The sequence below is a fragment of the Marinospirillum sp. genome, assembly GCF_014859565.1.
Genome location: NZ_JACUUA010000065.1, coordinates 1 through 16,823 on the forward strand (window position 1 = coordinate 1; position 16,823 = coordinate 16,823).

The window sequence follows — 16,823 nt, forward strand, 5'->3', positions numbered from 1 at the left end:
CACCACCCATCATGCTGTGATCACCACCCATCATGCTGTGATCACCACCCATCATGCCTTGACCACCCTGTTGTGCAGCTGCTCCATGTTGACTATGTTCCGCTGCCCCACCCATAGCGTGGCCGGGCATTTCTTCACTTAATACCACCTGCCGTTGCACAGCCGGTTCACCCAGTGGGTTGATGCGGGTCAGACGGCTTGGCAAGGTGATGGCCGGTTGCACATCAGCACTACTGGTATGCAGGGTCAGCAGTGTTTCTGTCTGGGTATAGTGAGGTGGCACCGGCCCCATCCAGTCACGGTCGTAAGGTAGTTTTTGCAGGGCAAAGGTCTTACTCTTGCGCTCACTGGCACGTACCAGCAGATCACAACGCTGCCCCGGCACCAGCAACAACTCATTCATGGCAACTGGGCTTTCCAAATACCCTCCATCCGTGCCGATCAGTTGTAATCCATGATCTTCCAGCTGTAGGCGCAGGTAACGTCCCGCACAGGCATTTACCATACGCAAACGGAAGGTGGTTCCGGGTGCCACATCCAGCCGAGGGTTACGCTGGCCATTCACCAGCAGGATGTCGCCTTCACGGCCATTCATCCAGTCCACCCCGCTATGTGGTGCAACCCGTGCATTGGCATCCAGCCGCAGGTCAGTGACCATCATCAGGTAAGCAGGAATGTTTGTTGGCATGGGGTCTTGTTTTGGTCGCACCAGCAGCGCACCGGCCAAACTGTGGGCAATTTGTTCCGCCAGATAGTTGTGCGGGTGGGGATGAAACCAGTGCAGACCTGAATTGCCTTCTGGCACGGTAAACCGATAAGTGCGGCTGCCGTGTGATGGAATCAGATCATGCGGGCCACCATCCTGACTGGCGGGCACCTTAACGCCGTGCCAGTGAATGGTTGTTGGTTGAGCCAGATGGTTGTTGGCCACCACTTCCAGTTCACTGCCTTCGGTCACTTCGATCAGGGGTGCCACCTTGCCGTTATAAAGCCACAGCTCGGTATTCACTTCTGGTGCCAGCGCCACCTTGGTGGGCTGAATATTCAGTGTGGCCCGAAAATTCGGGGTGCTGGCCTGATTGGTAATTTCTGGCAAAGTTTGCAGAGGTTGGTGTTGTGGCAGTCGGGCTGCCCAGTCCGGAGTATTGCTGGCCGTACCCATCATTCCATTTTGATGGTGGGCAGCAGTGCCACTGCCCTGTTCATGACCACCCGGCATACAGGCTGCCAGTGGAGTAACCATAAAACCCAGCGCGGCAAGGCGCAAAAATTCACGACGTTGCATGATGTAACCCTCATTGGAAACTGAAAAAAACAATAGAAATGTTCAGATCAGGAGGGTTTTTGGTGGGCGATCCAGACGAGTGGAAAACGGGGTTGCCGCTTCAAGCAGACTGAAGTGGCTCAGTTCGGTGTACAAAAGGCTATTACGTTCAATTGTACCCACCAGGGTGGTGCAATAACTGCACTGCCAGCAACCGGATTCAGCATCAATGCAATCATCAGATTCAGCAGCATCCATCTGCACAGTGGACTGAATCATGGCCGAGTGGTGCTCTTGAGTCATCTCACTGCTGCATGTTGATGGAACTGCTGGATGAATCGTTGTTGCAGCCACTACCTGCGTCATCAGCGCAAACACATACATCAGCAGCAGAAAGCCGCCCGTGATCCTGCGTTTTGTCTGAATCTTAAACTGGCTTGCTGGCATATAAAACTTTCCGATTAAGAATTAACAATTAACAATGGAAATCAGGAGGCCCAGATAAGACCTGCCAGCAGTGTGACAGGATAAAGATGACAAAGTGCCACATTCATACCCAGTGCCGGTATTAAAGCCGGGATATTATCAGCCTGTTTGAGCACCTGCCGCATCAGAGGCACCGCCAGTGCCAGAGTCAGCAGCCCCAGCAAGGCTTCCGGTGGCAGCCAGCCAAGCATCACAGATACCAGTAGGAACACATAACTCAGCAGTAGAAAGCCAACAAAAATCAAAGCACTGGCAGGACGACCCAGCAGGATGGGATAGTGTCGACGTCCCACCTTGCGATCAGCCTCCACATCCGGAAACTGATTCAGCAACAACAAATTGCTGACCAGCAGAGAAACAATGACGGCCAGCACCCAAGCAGCAGGGCTCAGACTGTCGGTGAACACCCAGCTCGCACCAAGTGTCATCAACAGACCAAAACCCACCCCTGGCGCCAGCAGACACAGCAGGGGTGAGCGGTTGATGTACTGGGTATAGGCATAAATGATGGCTACACCGGGTACACCGATCAACAACAGTGCCACGCCCTGCTGCAGAGTGAGCCACAAGCCGAGCACCACCACCACCAGCAGCGTTGCCAGAGCCACACCCAGCGCCACACCAGCCTGATCCGGGTGTTTCACCAGTGTACCGCTGCCACCGCTGAAGGGTGTTCTTTCTGTCAGAAAGTCCAGCCCGGAGCGAAAATCAAAGTACTCGTTAAAAGCATTGACACTGATGTGAGCAGCCAGCGCCAGCAGCATGACCGCCGCCAGCGTACTTCCGGACAAAGCCTGCTCTTGATACCAGCCCAGCGAGGCTGCCAGAGCCACGCACACCAGCGTCAAAGTCAGAAAGTTGACTCGCGCCACACCCAGAAAAGTTTTCAGCACCACTGCAACACTCCATAACAAAAATATTTTCGCAATAGTAGCACGATGCTTTCGAGATTTTTATTTCAACAGTAACGGCTCTCTGGTTTCAGCCAGCTGGAAGGCTCTTACAGACTCTTCCAGCTGTTCTGCTTGTTCTTCCAGCGACTCTGCTGCCGCTGCAGATTCTTCAACCAGTGCAGCATTTTGCTGGGTCACTTCATCCATCTGACTCACAGCCTGGCTGACCTGCTCTATGCCTTGGCTCTGTTCATCGGATGCCGCCGAAATATCTTCCATGATACGAGTAACATTACGGATGGCAACAACCACCTCTTGCATCATCTGGCCTGTTTCGTTCACCAGTTCACTGGTCTGTTTAACCACTGCTGTTTCGCTGCTGATCAACTGCTGGATTTCCCTGGCTGACGCTGCTGAACGCTGTGCCAGCATACGCACTTCACTGGCCACCACTGCAAAACCCCGGCCGTGTTCACCAGCTCTGGCAGCCTCTACCGCAGCATTCAGTGCCAGTATATTGGTCTGAAAAGCAATGCCATCCATAACACTGATGATATTGGTGATCTTGTCAGTACTTTGGGTCAACTCCTGAATGGTGGCAACAGCCAGCTCCACCTTGCGCCCGCCTTCATCTGCCTTCTGGCTGGCACTTCTTGCCAGACGGTTGGCTTCCACAGCATTTTCAGCATTCAGCTTCACCGCGCTGCTCAATTCTTCCATGCTGGATGCAGTTTCTTCCAGACTGGAAGCCTGCTCTTCGGTGCGCTGAGACAGGTCGGTATTACCGGCAGAGATTTCTTTTGCTGCCACATGGATAGCTCCAGCAGCCTCACGAATGGCCGCTACCCGCTCGGAAAGCTGAGTTTGCATCCGTAACATGGCGGCCATCAGGCTGGTTTCATCACCCTTGTTTAAATGAATTGGATGATCCAGACGGTCTTCAGCAATACTGCGCGCAATTGCCGTGGCAACTTCCGGCTCACCGCCCAGCTGCACCAGCAACTGATGAATCAGGCGGATTGCCAGCACCAGAGTGAAGAGCACAACCACCAGTGCCACCAGTGCAAACACCCACATGCCCTGCTGGGCTTGCTTCATCAGAGTTTGTGCTGATTTCATCAGATCAGCGGCCAGCCGCTCCTCAACCCGGAATAACAGGTTGATCCGTGCGGTGGACAAGGCAAACCAAGCCGGAGCCTGAATACTCAGGGAAGGTGCCTGCAGCTGATCCACTGCATAACGTTTGATACGGGCAACTTCATCCACCTCTCGCCCTGTTACTGTGGCGGTAAAAAAAGCCTGTTGCCCGGCATCAGCATAAAAAGTGAACTGCTGTAAAAAACTCTGCTGCTCAGCAGCATTGGATAAATACCGCACCTGCAGCTCGGGGGTGAAACGCCCAAGACTGAAGGTATTGGTCAAAAGCGCCCGCTCAATACCTGCCCGCTCCTTGCCATACAACAGATTGCTGTAAGCCAGCGCCTGACGGGATATATAACGATCATCACTGAGTGTGACTAAACTGGCTGGAACAGCCAGCAGATGACTAATGGTGGTGGTGTAATAACTAATGGCTTCCGGCCCGGGAACACCCTGAGCACTGATGCGATTTCGCAGATTATCCAGCCCGTCCAGTCCACTGCTGGCAGCCTGAATCAGTGCTGCCTGCTCCGCACCAAACCGGCTGATTTCGAGACTATTCAACCGCTGTTGCAGTGCCTCACGTCGCTGATCGGATGCCAGACGTTGAGGTGGCAGCTCATTGGCAAAATTGACTCCACGACTGCCAAGAAATCCGGCACTCATACCTCGCTCAATTTGCAACTCATGCGCCAGTGAGCCCATCAGCACTGACAGCTCTACACCTTCTTCCAGCTGCTGCATGTTGCTGGTCAGGGTCATACGCTGCGTAGCCCCTAACCCAGCAAATACCAGCAGAAAAAACGCAGGAATGCCCACCATCAGTGCCAGTTTTATTTTTATACTTATACTAGTGGTTTGTTGCATCGTTACTCTCCCCGTTTGATGCACCAACCGAGTGCATTATTCCATAAAGAGTATAGGCTTTTTTTTGCTGAATGGTGATTTTTCTGAAAAATTCACGCAGCCTGATATTTTTCAGAGATTTTTGATAAGTGATACAACCAGCTGAAACCTTCTTCCCACCGATGATGCCCCGAGGCTGTATTGATATGCCCCACTGCGCCCAGAATTTTATAAAGACTTACAACAAAACCAAAAAGAATATAAGAATCTGGTTTAATAACCAAAATAGAATTTGGGGCGCTACGACTAGTGCATTAAACTAGCAAAATGTCTTACACCTGCGGAGCCATCCATGCACTTTCTTACACCCGGCCTGACATCCAAATTGCCCAATATTGGCACCACTATTTTCACCACCATGTCACAATTGGCGCTGGAGCATCAGGCCATTAACCTGTCGCAGGGTTTTCCAGATTTTGATGGCCCGCAGGAGCTGCTGGATCGGGTGGGGTTTTACATCCGTGAAGGTGCCAATCAGTACGCTCCAATGATAGGTGTGCCGATTTTACGCAAGGCCATTGCTGAGAAACTGCAGCGTTGTTATGACCGCCCGGTAAATGCCGAACCTTCAGCACCAGCACCCCGATGCAACTGGCGCTGGGTGATTTTTTGCACGCTCATCCGCAACATGACCAGCAGCTACCGGATTTTTATCAGCAGAAACGCAATCTGTTCAACGCTGAAATGCAACAAAGCAGTTTTATCTTCACACCCTCCGCAGGCACCTATTTTCAGCTGATGGACTATGCGGCCATCAGTGACCTGCCGGATACCGAATTTGTGCAATGGCTGATCCGCGAAGCCGGTGTCGCGGCTATTCCACTATCGGTGTTTTACCAGCAACCACCGCAACACCTGCGCTGGGTGCGCTTCTGTTTTGCCAAGGGAGCCGACACCCTGCAACAGGCCGCTGAACGTCTGCGAGAACTCTGATCCATCTTCCCTCCGGCTCATCGTCACCATTCAGGAGCAGCCGGGCGAAAGCCGTGCCGCCTATGGAAAATAGCAGTTGCAGCTTCGGGACGCACTGCGTCTCGAATTAAGCTGGACCCACTATCGCACCCTGCTGCGTTTGGAAAATCCGCAAAGCCAACGCTCACTTGCTTGAGCGCTTTTCTTCGTACTTAGGCCTAGACTTCAATGGCATAAAATTCCAGCTAGGTTTTGAGGAGCTTTGCAGCTACGGTGCTATTGCATCATGAAACTGTCTGAACCATTGGTATATATAAACAGCCATTTTGTGTCTCTGCAAGTTTTTGTATCTTGCTACCCGGCAATGCCACTGTGCCGCAGCAGTGCATCCACCTTGGGTTCACGGCCACGGAAGTTGATAAAAAGTTCCATAGCATCCTGTGAGCCGCCTTTTTCCAGAATTTCACGGCAGAAACGCTGGCCGGTTTCCGGGTTAAAGATACCTTCTTCTTCAAAAGCGCTGAAAGCATCAGCGGACAGCACTTCTGCCCATTTGTAGCTGTAATAACCAGCGGCATAACCCCCGGCAAAAATATGACTGAAGCTGTTCTGGAAGCGGTTAAAGTCTGCAGTGGGTACTACACTCACCTGCTGACGCACCTCATCCAGTAGTGTCTGGATGTTAATAACATCCGGCTTTTTCAGCTCCAGATGCAGGCGGAAATCAAACAGTGAGAATTCCAGCTGGCGCATCAGCTGCATGGCGGACTGAAAGTTCCTGGCTGCCAGCATTTTCTCAAACAGTGCCTGAGGCAGAGGTTCACCGGTTGTTATGTGACCAGTGATGATATCCAGCCCTTCTCTTTCCCAGCAGAAGTTTTCCATGAACTGGCTGGGCAGCTCCACCGCGTCCCAGGCTACACCATTGATACCAGCAACATCTGACACATCAATTTGTGTCAGCATGTGGTGCAGACCATGGCCAAATTCGTGGAACAGTGTGGTCACCTCGTTGTGGGTCAGCAGGCTGGGCTGATTGTTGACCGGTGCAGTGAAGTTGCAGGTTAGAAAAGCAACCGGCAACTGGATTTGATCCTCGGCAGTGCGGCGGCGATTACGGCAGTCAGCCATCCAGGCGCCACCACGTTTTCCTTCACGGGCATAGAGATCCAAATAAAAACCAGCTAGAGGTTGTCCCTGACGTAACACCTGATAATACTGAGCATCTGCGTGCCAGGTACGGACTTGTGGATCTACCTTGATTTCGATATCAAAGAGTTTACCGGCAACCTTGAACAAGCCTTCAATCACGCGTGGAGCAGGGAACCAGGGGCGCAACTCTTCCTGGCTGATGCTGTAACGTGCCTGACGCAATTTTTCAGAGTAATAACCAACATCCCAGGGCTGCAAGTGATCCACACCCTGTTCTGCTGCATAGGCTTGCAGCTCGGTATATTCTTGTAATGCCTGTGGATGAGCGCGTTGAGCCAGATCCTCAAGGAACTGGATCACCTCTTCGGGACTACGCGCCATTTTGCGCTCCACTGAATAGTGGGCGTAAGAAGCAAAACCCAGCAGAGCTGCTTTTTCTTCCCGCAGTGCCAGGATTTCTTCCATTAAGGTGGCGTTGTCCCAGTGTCCGGCATTGGGACCCTGATCTGAGGCACGGGTGACAAAAGCAGTGTATACCTCCTGACGCAAAGCTCGGTTGTCCGCGTAGGTGATTACCGGCTGAAAGCTGGGAAAGTCCAGTGTGAACAACCAGCCATCCTGATCACCAGCCTTGGCAGCAGCCTGAGCTGAATCCAGTGCTGACTGGGGCAAACCCTGCAGTTCGGTTTCATCCGTGATGAGTTTGTTCCAGCTCTGCGTGGCATCGAGTACATTGTTGGAGAAGCGGTTGCTCAGCTCGGAAAGGCGTTGCTGAATCTGGGCAAAACGCTGTTTATCAGTCTTGGGCAGATCCACACCACTTAAACGAAAATCCCTCAGGGTGTTTTCCAGCATTTTTTTCTGAGCGGTGCTGTAGGTGGCTGATTCAGAGCTTTCCGCCAGATTTTTATAAGCCTGGAATAAACCGGGATGCTGGCTGAACCAGGTGGAAAATTCGGATAACTTTGGCAGGCATTTTTCATACACCTCACGCAGTTCTGGGTTGTTACGAACACTGTTCAGGTGGGAGACAGGTGACCAGCTGCGGGATAGTTGATCACCGGCTTCATCCAGCGGGGTGATGATGGTTTGCCAGCTGGGGCGTGGGGTTTTTAATGCTGCAGCCACCGCTTCACGATTGTTACTCAGCAGTTGATCCAGTGCCGGTTCGACCTGATCCGGGGTGATCTGCTCAAAAGGGGGTAGGTCGGTAATGTGTAGCAACGGATTACTGGTGGTCATGAAAAAACTCCGATTGGTGTTGATGCAAAAAATACTGATGGCTCATTCTAACAGAGGCCGCTTTGGCTGAGGCTGGTTTAATAAACACGACAAGTTCAACTCAGGGTTTCAACTGACAAGCCACCCGGTAGGCGTTAAGCTTGGCAACCACAAATTGGTGTGTTGCCTATTTTTACCTGATTTGGCGCAGGGTGACTGCACAGATTGCCATCCCGCTGACCGGGCTGGTGTTGATTGTTTCGCTGTTTAAACTGTAGGCGGTGTTATGACTATTAGACGTTATCAGGGTGTGGCGCCGGAGCTGGGTGAACGGGTATTTGTTGATCCCACTGCGGTAGTGCTGGGGGATGTAAAGCTTGGTGATGATGCCTCGGTGTGGCCGATGGCGGTGGTGCGTGGTGATATGCATCATATTCGCATCGGTAAAGGCACCAGTGTGCAGGATGGGGCGGTGTTGCACATTACCCACGCCAGTGATTTTAATCCCGGTGGTTATCCGCTGATTATTGGTGATGAAGTCACTATCGGGCACAAGGCTGTGTTACACGGCTGTACCCTGGGCAACCGGATACTGGTGGGTATGGGTGCCATAGTGATGGATGGGGTGACCGTGGAAGATGAAGTGATTATTGCCGCTGGTGCACTGGTTCCACCTGGTAAAACGCTGGCCGGTGGTTATGTGTATGCCGGTAATCCGGCACGTCAGCTGCGTGCTATTTCGGATAAGGAGCGCAAATTTTTCAGTTATTCAGCCGGTAACTATGTTCGTCTGAAAGACAAACATCTCGCGGAAGGCTGGGAGGCCTGAGCATGGCAGACAAAAAACTGGTAACAGAACAACCACCTTCATTTCACCAGAAACTACGCCGTTTGAGTGACTGGCAGCAGCTGGCTTTTGCGGTGGCGCTGGCACAACGCAGTGCACCCAATTACCAGCTGTTCTGCGAAGCAGTAGATTTTGGTGATGTGGCAGGTTTTAACAAGTTGTTGGGGTTGTTGTGGGAAGCCCAGCTCAGCAAGGCTTCTAAAATCAACTGGGCAGTACAGCAGGAAAAACTACCACTGCTGCAGCCAGAACCGCAGGATTATGAGGTTTACGGTGTTTATCCTGCGCTGGATGCAGTGATGGCTTTGGAAGTGGCGGTTGAGCAGGCTTTGCAGGCGGATCCGGAAAGTGCACTGCGAGCCAGCAAACTGTCGCGATCTACTGTGCGTCAGTATCTGGAAATGCAGTGCCCGGATGATCTGGATGACCAGCAAACAGCCATCTGGTTAAAACAGCAGCCGTTAATGCAGGATGAAAATGATTTTCAGGATGAGTTGTTACTGCAGGTGGCGGCACAATTTCAGCCCCACCCCGAACAGCTGCGTCTGATCCGTGATCTGGCTAGAAATCAGGGCGTCAGCAATCTGGGCATCTGTCTGGCTGAAGAAGGCGGTGAAGCCTGAGTTATTCAGGCTTCTGCAGGAGAACTGGTGGTGGTTGCAGTCGGGGCGTGAGCGGCATGAAGCATTTTGATTAACAGGTCTTCCTGTTCAAAACGTTCGGCCAGTAGTTCACCCAGCTGGCTGAGGGTATCCTTGATATGGCTCAGTGCCGCTGGTGTCAGTTGACATTCCAGCCGCATCAGCGACTGGGTTGAGTCGTGTAATGCCGGCAAGGTGGTATCCAGCAGCTCTACTGCGGCTCGGTCTTTAAAGGCTTCCGCTTCGCGCAACAGTTGTTCATAAATTTCAAAGTGACCGGCACTCAGATAATCCACCAGCCATTCACGAAAGGTTTCCAACTGGTCTGTGCTGACTTGACCCTTGTTTTTCAGAGATATACTCAGCCGATTATAGCTGATCAGCATTTCACGGCGTTCAGCGAGCCAGCGATCAATCATCTGGTGTACACCGCCCCAGCGTTCCTGAGCATTTTTGCAGGATTCCAGCATGATCCAAGCCTCTTTATTATCGTAGTCACGGGTTAACCGAAATGGAACGGTCTACCTGATGTGTGTAGTTAGTTTCACGTATTTTCAGTCAGATATGCAAGCCCTGTAAGGTGTAACACTGTTTCTCTTACCTTTGTTACGCAGTTGGACTAGCCTTGCTGGTGTTAAATCAATAAACTTGGCACAGTGATCATTTTAGGTATTTCAGGGAGTTAAATATGCGTTTTGGTGCCATTTATCTATTGTTGGCTCTCAGTTTGGTTGTCACACCCTTTTCAGCACCTGCGGTGCAGGCTTCCAGTGATGTGTTTTATATTCCCATGCAGCCAGCGTTTGTGACTAACTATGGTGGCCCTGGACGTCTGAAATACTTGAAGGTGGATATGACTCTGATGGTGGAGGGTGGCCGTAGTGCTCAGGTCATTGAGCAGCAGATACCGTTGATTCGTAACGTGATTGTGATGAACTTAGCGCGCCAGAACGAAAACAATGTTGTAACTGCTTCCGGTCAGGAGCGGATACGCCAGCAGATTCTTCAGGTGTTGCAGGAAGCCTTGCAGCGAGAGGTTGGTCATCCTGTTGTGACTGAGGTGTTATTCACCAACTTCATTTACCAGAACTGAAAGAATGGCTGGGATGATTATCCTAGCCTGCTTTCTAGTGTTTCGAGTTGTTCTGCGGCCTGTTGTAGACTTTCTCCCCAAGCCAGCACCCCATCCTGATGCCCCAGCATAACCAGTAATCCGCTGTCCTCCCTGGCCTGCTGCTGAATAGCATTTGCCATGGCGGGTGTGCCATAACCTATGTCGGCGGCTGTTGATGGATACTCCAGATTAAAGGCTCCCTGCCATAAAAACTCCGAATGCACATGGATTACTGCCTTGATCTTTTGATTAGCCTGATAAAGGGCGGCATGGCTGAGTGCTTCTGATGACGGTGGTCGCAGTCCACAAGCAATCACTGCATTGCTGACAATATCCGCAGCGACCACCAGTGGCCAGCCTTGTTGATCCAGCCTGACCCGATGTCCACTCTGGCTGGCGGTGATAATAAAAGCATCACGGGCTTTAGGCAGGGTATAACGGATGCTGAGATTGCCAAACCCCAGCCCCTGATAGCGTGCTGCATCCTGCCCAATCCAGCCTTGTTCTATCATTTTGCCGCGCCACAGGTTCAGCTCAGCCAGCAGGCTGTCTGGCCATGTCTGTTTGGGTGGCTGTAATGAGCAGTGAAACTGGATCACACCTTCTTTCAATCGGTTATCCTCATGGATAAATCAAGGCTTTGAATATCCTTGGTCAGGGTTCCCAGTGAAATATAGTCCACCCCGGTTTCCGCAACGGAGACCAGATTGTGGAGCGTGATGCCACCGCTGGCTTCCAGTTTTGCTCGTCCGCTGTTGTGTGTTACCGCTTTGCGGGTATCAGCCACAGAAAACTCATCCAGCATGATCCAGTCAGCTCCGGCGATCAGTGCTTGATCCAGTTCATCCAGATTCTCAACTTCCACTTCAACCGGTTTACCGGGTGCCAGTTGTTTTGCAGCAGCTACAGCGGGTGCAATGCCACCGGCTGCAGCAATATGATTTTCCTTGATCAAAAAGGCATCAAACAATCCAATGCGGTGATTAAAACAGCCGCCGCAGGTGACGGCATATTTTTGTGCCAGCCTCATACCCGGTAAGGTTTTGCGGGTGTCCAGCAGCCGCACTCTGGTATGGGCAACCCGGTCGGCATAATCCCGGCAGCGGGTAGCCGTGGCAGCAAGCGTCTGGACAAAGTTTAATGCTGTGCGCTCACCGGTCAGCAGGGCGCGAGCAGGGCCTTCCAGAATGAAAAGAGTTTGACCGCCTACCAGACGCTCCCCTTCCTTGGCCAGTAAGGAAACCTGTACACGGCTATCCAATTGACGGAAAACTTCGCGCACCCAGGGGCCGCCACAAAAAACACCCGGCTGGCGGGTAATTACGCGAGCGCGGCTCAGGCGATTGGCAGGAATCAACTGGGCGGTGATGTCACCATCACCAACATCTTCCTGCAGTGCCAGTTGCACCTGAAGGCTGATACTCTGTTCGCTAGGAGGTAAAAAAGCCATAAGGACTCCGCAGGTTTTACTGTAATGAATTTGCAGGCATTATAATTGCCGCACAGGTTAAGTGAAGGGATAAGATCCATGCAGATCAATAATCACTGGCTGACAGATGCACGTCGCTGTCCATCCCCTTTTTTTAATCAACGGCCGGATAACGAAATCAGCCTGTTGGTGGTGCATAATATTGCCTTGCCGCCTAAAGTATATGGAGGGCGCTGGATCGAAGCCCTGTTCTGCGGTGAGTTACCGCCGGATCAACACCCCTATTTTGCCGAAGTGGCTCATCTTGAAGTTTCAGCCCATCTGTTGATCAGGCGAACAGGTGAGCTGGTACAGTTTGTTGCCTTTGATCAGCGTGCCTGGCATGCAGGCCGGTCGAATTTTCAGGGGCGAGAGAACTGCAATGATTTTGCGGTAGGCATCGAACTGGAAGGCTCAGATGATCAGCCTTACACCGCGCTGCAGTACAGTCAACTGATTGCGGTCAGTCGGTTGCTGATGCAGACTTACCCCGGTATCAATCCTGATCGTATCTGTGGGCATGATCAGCTGGCACCGGGTCGGAAAACAGATCCCGGTTTGTCTTTTGACTGGCAGGCCTATCTGGAAACACTGGATAATGATCCAAGGAGTTGTTGATGAAGTTTTTTGTCATGCTGGCTATTTTATTACTGCGTAATGTTCCCGGTGGAAATCTGGCGCAACCGCTGGATCGTGTTTTTCAGGGTTGGCAAAACTGGATTGCTGCACAAGTAAAACGACCACTGGGTGCCTCCCCGGCTTTTTTACTGACAGTGTTGCCTCCGGTCATTCTGCTCTGGCTGGTGTTGTGGATGCTGGACGGTACTTACTGGCATCTGCCAGTGCTGTTCATTCATCTGCTGGTGATTTTTTATGCGCTGGGGCGTCGTAACGATCTGATGTGGGTAGAGCGTTATATGATTGCCTGGCGGCAGGGGGATTATCAGGCGGCATCTTACTATGCCGCTGAAATTCTGGATGAGCCGCTGGATGCCATGACAGCAAAAGATGTGCACTGCCGTGTGGTCTCCCGCTTGGTGTTTTTTGCTTTTGACCGCTTATTTCTGGTGCTCTTCTGGTATTTGCTGTTGGGACCGGTGGGTGCCTTGCTGGCACGCCTGAGTGAGCAGGCGATTAGTAACGCCAAGCGTAGCCGCCTTGATCTGGATAATGAAGCTTGTGATGAGCAGGTGGCACATTTTCAGCGAGTCATGGAGTGGCCTGCTGCACGGCTGATGGGCCTGACACTGGCGCTGACCGGTAAACCCCTGCTGGGTCTGCGGCAGTTTTCCGGTGATCTGTTGCGAGGTTCTTTATCCAGTGAAGTATTTCTTAATCGTCAGCTGCTGACTGGTTATGGTTTTCTCAGCGCTGATGACAATACGGAAGGAGCTTATTGTCAGCGTCCCGAACCGATGACGGAAGAGGCCGATCAGGAGCTCTCCATGCTGCGAGAAAGGGTTTGGCGCTCGTTGGCAGTATGGGTTGCCGTCACGGCTCTGGGTGCCATTTTCTGGATCTGAGCAACAATCAAAAGCCTCATAACTGGATATGGGGCTTTTTTTTGATCAGTTTTGTAGTAAAATTACAAGAATCGGATTCAATCTCTGGCTGCAGCAAAATCCTGGAATTATTGGTGCGGTGCAGCATGAAAGCTGGTGATTTATCTGCTTTACTTAAAAGCATTGGATGATTCGACCTGCTGGTTGTGGTTATTTTTCGCGGTCTGCTACCGAAAAGCTGTAGTCAGGCTACATTACTGTAAACCTTACTTAATCATCGAACTGGAGTAGTGAATATGAATCAGGAGGTTAAAGACCTGGATCCCATGGAAACCCAGGAATGGCTGGAGTCGCTGGATTCTGTTCTGACCCATGAGGGTGAAGAACGCGCCAAGTTTCTGTTGTCTCAGCTGGCTGATCGTATGCGCCGAGACGGCTCCCAGTTACCTTTTTCGATTACCACCCCTCACCGCAACACCATTCCTGTCCACCGCGAAGCCCGTATGCCCGGCGACCTGTTCATGGAGCGTCGTGTTCGCTCTTTGATTCGCTGGAATGCCATGGCAATGGTGATGCGCGCCAACAAGAAAAAACCTGGCATTGGTGGACACATCTCCAGCTTTATGTCCAGCGCCACTCTTTACGACGTGGGTTTTAACTACTTTTTCCGCTCCCCAAAAGATGACTTTGAAGGTGATCTGATTTATTTCCAGGGTCATGGTGCACCCGGTGTTTATGCCCGCGCGTTTCTGGAAGGTCGACTGACAGAAGAGCAGCTGGATAACTTCCGTCAGGAAGTGGACGGCAAGGGGCTTTCATCTTATCCACACCCCTGGCTGATGCCGGATTTCTGGCAGTTCCCCACGGTTTCTATGGGTCTGGGGCCGATTCAGGCGATTTACCAAGCGCACGTGATGAAGTATCTGGATTCACGTGAACAGAAACCCATGCTGGATCGCAAAGTCTGGTGTTTTATGGGGGATGGTGAATGTGACGAACCGGAATCTCTGGGTGCCATTTCACTGGCTGGTCGTGAAAATCTCGACAACCTCATTTTTGTTATCAACTGCAACCTGCAGCGCTTGGATGGCCCGGTACGTGGTAACGGTCGTGTTATGGATGAGCTGGAAGGTGTGTTCCGTGGTGCTGGCTGGAATGTTATCAAGGTGGTCTGGGGTCGTCACTGGGATCCGCTGTTCGAAAAAGACACCAAGGGTCTGATGCAAAAACGCATGGATGAAGTAGTGGATGGTGAATACCAGAACTACAAGGCCAATGGTGGTGCTTACACTCGTGAAAACTTCTTTGGTGCCTATCCTGAGTTAAAAGATATGGTCCAGGATCTGACCGATGAAGACATTTATGGCCTGAACCGCGGTGGTCATGACCCCTACAAGGTGTATGCCGCTTATCACGAAGCGGTCAATAACGCCAATGGTCGCCCAACCGTAGTGCTGGCGCATACTGTTAAGGGTTATGGCACCGGTGATGATGGTGAAGCCAAGAATGACACCCACTCGGTTAAATCCCTGCAGCTGGGCACACTGAAAAAATTCCGTGATCGTTTTGGTATCCCCTTAAGTGATGCTCAACTGGAAGATGTGCCCTTCTTTAAGCCTGACGATGACAGCCCAGAAATGCGCTACATGCACCGCGCAAGGGAAGCACTGAATGGCTATCTGCCTGCGCGTCGTGCAAATTTTGAAGCGCTGCAAACCCCGGCACTGGAAGACAAAACCTATGAAGCCATGTTGCAAGGCTCTAAAGGCCGCGAAATTTCTTCTACCATGGCATTTGTGCGGATTCTGACGGGTCTGACCAAAGATAAAGCCATTGGTGAGCGGATCGTACCCATTGTACCGGATGAAGCCCGCACCTTTGGTATGGAAGGCATGTTCCGCCAGCTGGGCATTTATACCTCGGAAGGGCAGAAGTACAAGCCGGAAGACTCCGGTCAGATCATGTACTACCGGGAAGACAAAAAAGGCCAGATTCTGGAAGAAGGCATCACCGAAGCTGGTGCTATGTCGGCCTGGATTGCTGCAGCGACCAGTTACAGCAACCACAACTACCCGCTGGTGCCCTTCTACATTTATTACTCCATGTTCGGATTCCAGCGGATTGCGGATCTGGCCTGGGCGGCAGGTGATTTGCAGGCACGTGGTTTCCTGGTGGGTGGCACAGCCGGTCGCACCACACTGAATGGTGAAGGTCTGCAGCATCAGGATGGTCACAGTCATTTAATGGCAGCCACCATCCCCAATTGCCGCACTTATGATCCTACCTATAGTTATGAGCTGGCAGTGATTATTCAAGATGGCTTGAAGCGGATGTATGAGGATAAAGAAAACTGCTTCTATTACCTCACCGTCATGAACGAAAACTACGAACATCCAGAACTGCCGGATGGTGAACAGGTCAAGGAACAGATCATCAAAGGTATGTATCTGTTAAAAGCAGGCGGTGAAGCCAAGTTAAAGGTTCAGCTGCTGGGTTCCGGTACTATCCTGCGGGAAGTGGAAGCCGCTGCAGAACTGCTGAAAGCTGATTTTGGTGTAGAAGCAGACATCTGGAGCGCCACCAGCTTTAACGAACTGCGCCGTGATGCACTGGCTGTAGAGCGTTATAACTTCCTGAATCCGGAAGCCGAGCCGAAAAAAGCCTACATCACCAGCCTGCTGGAAGGACGTCAGGGTCCGGCGATTGCCGCAACCGACTATATGAAACTTTTTGCTGATCAGGTGCGTGCCTGGGTGCCCATGGATTACAAGGTACTGGGCACGGATGGTTATGGCCGTTCGGATACCCGTGAAAAGCTGCGTTATTTCTTTGAGGTGAACCGTCACTTTGTTGTGGTTGCCGCGTTAAAAGCGCTGGCAGATCGTGGCGAAATACCGGCTAAAACAGTCAGTGAAGCAATCAGCAAATATGGCATTGATGCTAATAAATGTGATCCGCTGTTTTGCTAATCAATGACTGCAACCGAATTCAGGAGATGAACCTTGAGTAACGAAATCATTAAAGTGCCGGATATTGGTGGCAGTGAAGAAGTTGAAGTCATTGAGATCAATGTCAAACCCGGTGATCGTATTGAGCCGGAAGATACCCTGATTGTGCTGGAATCTGACAAGGCCAGCATGGATATTCCCAGCCCTATGGCGGGTGTGGTGAAGCAGGTTTTTGTCAAAGAAGGTGATAAGGTCAGTGAAGGTGCCCAGATTCTGGAGCTGGAAGTGGCTGGTGCAGGTTCCGCCCCGGCTGCGGCTGAGTCTGCGCC

Annotated in this window: 16 protein-coding genes; 8 read left to right on the plus strand and 8 right to left on the minus strand. The window is 51.7% G+C overall.

Going from position 1 to position 16,823, the window contains the following annotated elements:
* The 4 genes from IBX50_RS09960 to IBX50_RS09975 form a co-directional block, all read right to left on the minus strand.
* On the minus strand, window positions 1-1,285 hold a 1,285-nt coding region (locus IBX50_RS09960), incomplete at its 3' end, for a multicopper oxidase domain-containing protein (RefSeq protein WP_292255505.1).
* A gap of 42 nt (window positions 1,286-1,327) precedes the next feature.
* Complete coding sequence (locus tag IBX50_RS09965) at window positions 1,328-1,711, minus strand: hypothetical protein (RefSeq protein WP_292255507.1); 384 nt, start codon at window positions 1,709-1,711, stop codon at window positions 1,328-1,330.
* A gap of 41 nt (window positions 1,712-1,752) precedes the next feature.
* Entirely contained in the window at window positions 1,753-2,646 is an 894-nt protein-coding gene (locus tag IBX50_RS09970) for a prenyltransferase (protein WP_292255509.1), read from the minus strand.
* A gap of 57 nt (window positions 2,647-2,703) precedes the next feature.
* A complete protein-coding gene (locus tag IBX50_RS09975; RefSeq protein ID WP_292255511.1) occupies window positions 2,704-4,650 on the minus strand; it encodes a methyl-accepting chemotaxis protein in 1,947 nt (648 codons plus the stop codon).
* Window positions 4,651-5,274: 624 nt separating this feature from the next.
* Between IBX50_RS09975 and IBX50_RS09980 the strand changes: the two genes are divergently transcribed.
* A complete protein-coding gene (locus IBX50_RS09980) occupies window positions 5,275-5,622 on the plus strand; it encodes an aminotransferase class I/II-fold pyridoxal phosphate-dependent enzyme (RefSeq protein ID WP_292255513.1) in 348 nt (115 codons plus the stop codon).
* A 333-nt stretch (window positions 5,623-5,955) separates the two neighbouring features.
* On the opposite strand, the gene prlC is transcribed toward IBX50_RS09980, so the two are convergent.
* On the minus strand, window positions 5,956-7,995 hold the full coding sequence (gene prlC, locus IBX50_RS09985; protein ID WP_292255514.1) for an oligopeptidase A: 2,040 nt from the start codon (window positions 7,993-7,995) through the stop codon (window positions 5,956-5,958).
* A 265-nt stretch (window positions 7,996-8,260) separates the two neighbouring features.
* Between prlC and IBX50_RS09990 the strand changes: the two genes are divergently transcribed.
* Both IBX50_RS09990 and IBX50_RS09995 read left to right on the plus strand, forming a co-directional pair.
* Entirely contained in the window at window positions 8,261-8,803 is a 543-nt protein-coding gene (locus IBX50_RS09990; RefSeq protein ID WP_292255515.1) for a gamma carbonic anhydrase family protein, read from the plus strand.
* 2 nt (window positions 8,804-8,805) lie between these two features.
* Window positions 8,806-9,444 carry a YjaG family protein gene (locus IBX50_RS09995; protein WP_292255516.1) on the plus strand — a complete coding sequence of 213 codons (639 nt, stop codon included), beginning with the start codon at window positions 8,806-8,808 and terminating at the stop codon, window positions 9,442-9,444.
* Between the two features lie 5 nt (window positions 9,445-9,449).
* On the opposite strand, the gene rsd is transcribed toward IBX50_RS09995, so the two are convergent.
* A complete protein-coding gene (gene rsd / locus IBX50_RS10000; protein ID WP_292255518.1) occupies window positions 9,450-9,932 on the minus strand; it encodes a sigma D regulator in 483 nt (160 codons plus the stop codon).
* Window positions 9,933-10,150: 218 nt separating this feature from the next.
* On the opposite strand from rsd, the gene IBX50_RS10005 reads away from it, so the two are divergent.
* Window positions 10,151-10,555 (plus strand): flagellar basal body-associated FliL family protein, encoded by a 405-nt coding sequence (locus IBX50_RS10005; protein WP_292255520.1) that lies wholly within the window; start codon window positions 10,151-10,153, stop codon window positions 10,553-10,555.
* 17 nt (window positions 10,556-10,572) lie between these two features.
* Here IBX50_RS10005 and IBX50_RS10010 read toward each other — a convergent pair whose 3' ends face one another.
* Both IBX50_RS10010 and nadC read right to left on the minus strand, forming a co-directional pair.
* Complete coding sequence (locus tag IBX50_RS10010; protein ID WP_292255522.1) at window positions 10,573-11,187, minus strand: class II aldolase/adducin family protein; 615 nt, start codon at window positions 11,185-11,187, stop codon at window positions 10,573-10,575.
* A complete protein-coding gene (nadC, locus tag IBX50_RS10015) occupies window positions 11,184-12,026 on the minus strand; it encodes a carboxylating nicotinate-nucleotide diphosphorylase (RefSeq protein ID WP_292255523.1) in 843 nt (280 codons plus the stop codon). Before nadC ends, IBX50_RS10010 begins: the two co-directional genes overlap by 4 nt.
* A gap of 78 nt (window positions 12,027-12,104) precedes the next feature.
* Here nadC and ampD point away from each other — a divergent pair, with 78 nt between their 5' ends.
* The 4 genes from ampD to IBX50_RS10035 form a co-directional block, all read left to right on the plus strand.
* Window positions 12,105-12,662: a 1,6-anhydro-N-acetylmuramyl-L-alanine amidase AmpD gene (ampD, locus tag IBX50_RS10020; protein WP_292255524.1), complete on the plus strand. Its 558-nt coding sequence runs from the start codon at window positions 12,105-12,107 to the stop codon at window positions 12,660-12,662.
* Window positions 12,662-13,567 (plus strand): regulatory signaling modulator protein AmpE, encoded by a 906-nt coding sequence (ampE, locus tag IBX50_RS10025; RefSeq protein ID WP_292255526.1) that lies wholly within the window; start codon window positions 12,662-12,664, stop codon window positions 13,565-13,567. The genes ampD and ampE overlap by 1 nt, the downstream gene beginning before the upstream one ends.
* Window positions 13,568-13,842: 275 nt before the next feature.
* Complete coding sequence (gene aceE / locus IBX50_RS10030; RefSeq protein WP_292255528.1) at window positions 13,843-16,515, plus strand: pyruvate dehydrogenase (acetyl-transferring), homodimeric type; 2,673 nt, start codon at window positions 13,843-13,845, stop codon at window positions 16,513-16,515.
* 33 nt (window positions 16,516-16,548) lie between these two features.
* Window positions 16,549-16,823: biotin/lipoyl-containing protein (locus tag IBX50_RS10035; protein WP_292255530.1), on the plus strand; the 275-nt coding region annotated here is incomplete at its 3' end.

Coding starts and splice junctions, on each gene's coding strand:
- nadC (WP_292255523.1), bottom strand. CDS start 12,026: ATGGCTTTTTTACCTCCTAGCGAACAGAGTATCAGCCTTCAGGTGCAA.
- rsd (WP_292255518.1), bottom strand. CDS start 9,932: ATGCTGGAATCCTGCAAAAATGCTCAGGAACGCTGGGGCGGTGTACAC.
- IBX50_RS09995 (WP_292255516.1), top strand. CDS start 8,806: ATGGCAGACAAAAAACTGGTAACAGAACAACCACCTTCATTTCACCAG.
- ampD (WP_292255524.1), top strand. CDS start 12,105: ATGCAGATCAATAATCACTGGCTGACAGATGCACGTCGCTGTCCATCC.
- aceE (WP_292255528.1), top strand. CDS start 13,843: ATGAATCAGGAGGTTAAAGACCTGGATCCCATGGAAACCCAGGAATGG.
- prlC (WP_292255514.1), bottom strand. CDS start 7,995: ATGACCACCAGTAATCCGTTGCTACACATTACCGACCTACCCCCTTTT.
- IBX50_RS09975 (WP_292255511.1), bottom strand. CDS start 4,650: ATGCAACAAACCACTAGTATAAGTATAAAAATAAAACTGGCACTGATG.
- IBX50_RS10005 (WP_292255520.1), top strand. CDS start 10,151: ATGCGTTTTGGTGCCATTTATCTATTGTTGGCTCTCAGTTTGGTTGTC.
- IBX50_RS09980 (WP_292255513.1), top strand. CDS start 5,275: ATGCAACTGGCGCTGGGTGATTTTTTGCACGCTCATCCGCAACATGAC.
- IBX50_RS09990 (WP_292255515.1), top strand. CDS start 8,261: ATGACTATTAGACGTTATCAGGGTGTGGCGCCGGAGCTGGGTGAACGG.
- IBX50_RS09965 (WP_292255507.1), bottom strand. CDS start 1,711: ATGCCAGCAAGCCAGTTTAAGATTCAGACAAAACGCAGGATCACGGGC.
- ampE (WP_292255526.1), top strand. CDS start 12,662: ATGAAGTTTTTTGTCATGCTGGCTATTTTATTACTGCGTAATGTTCCC.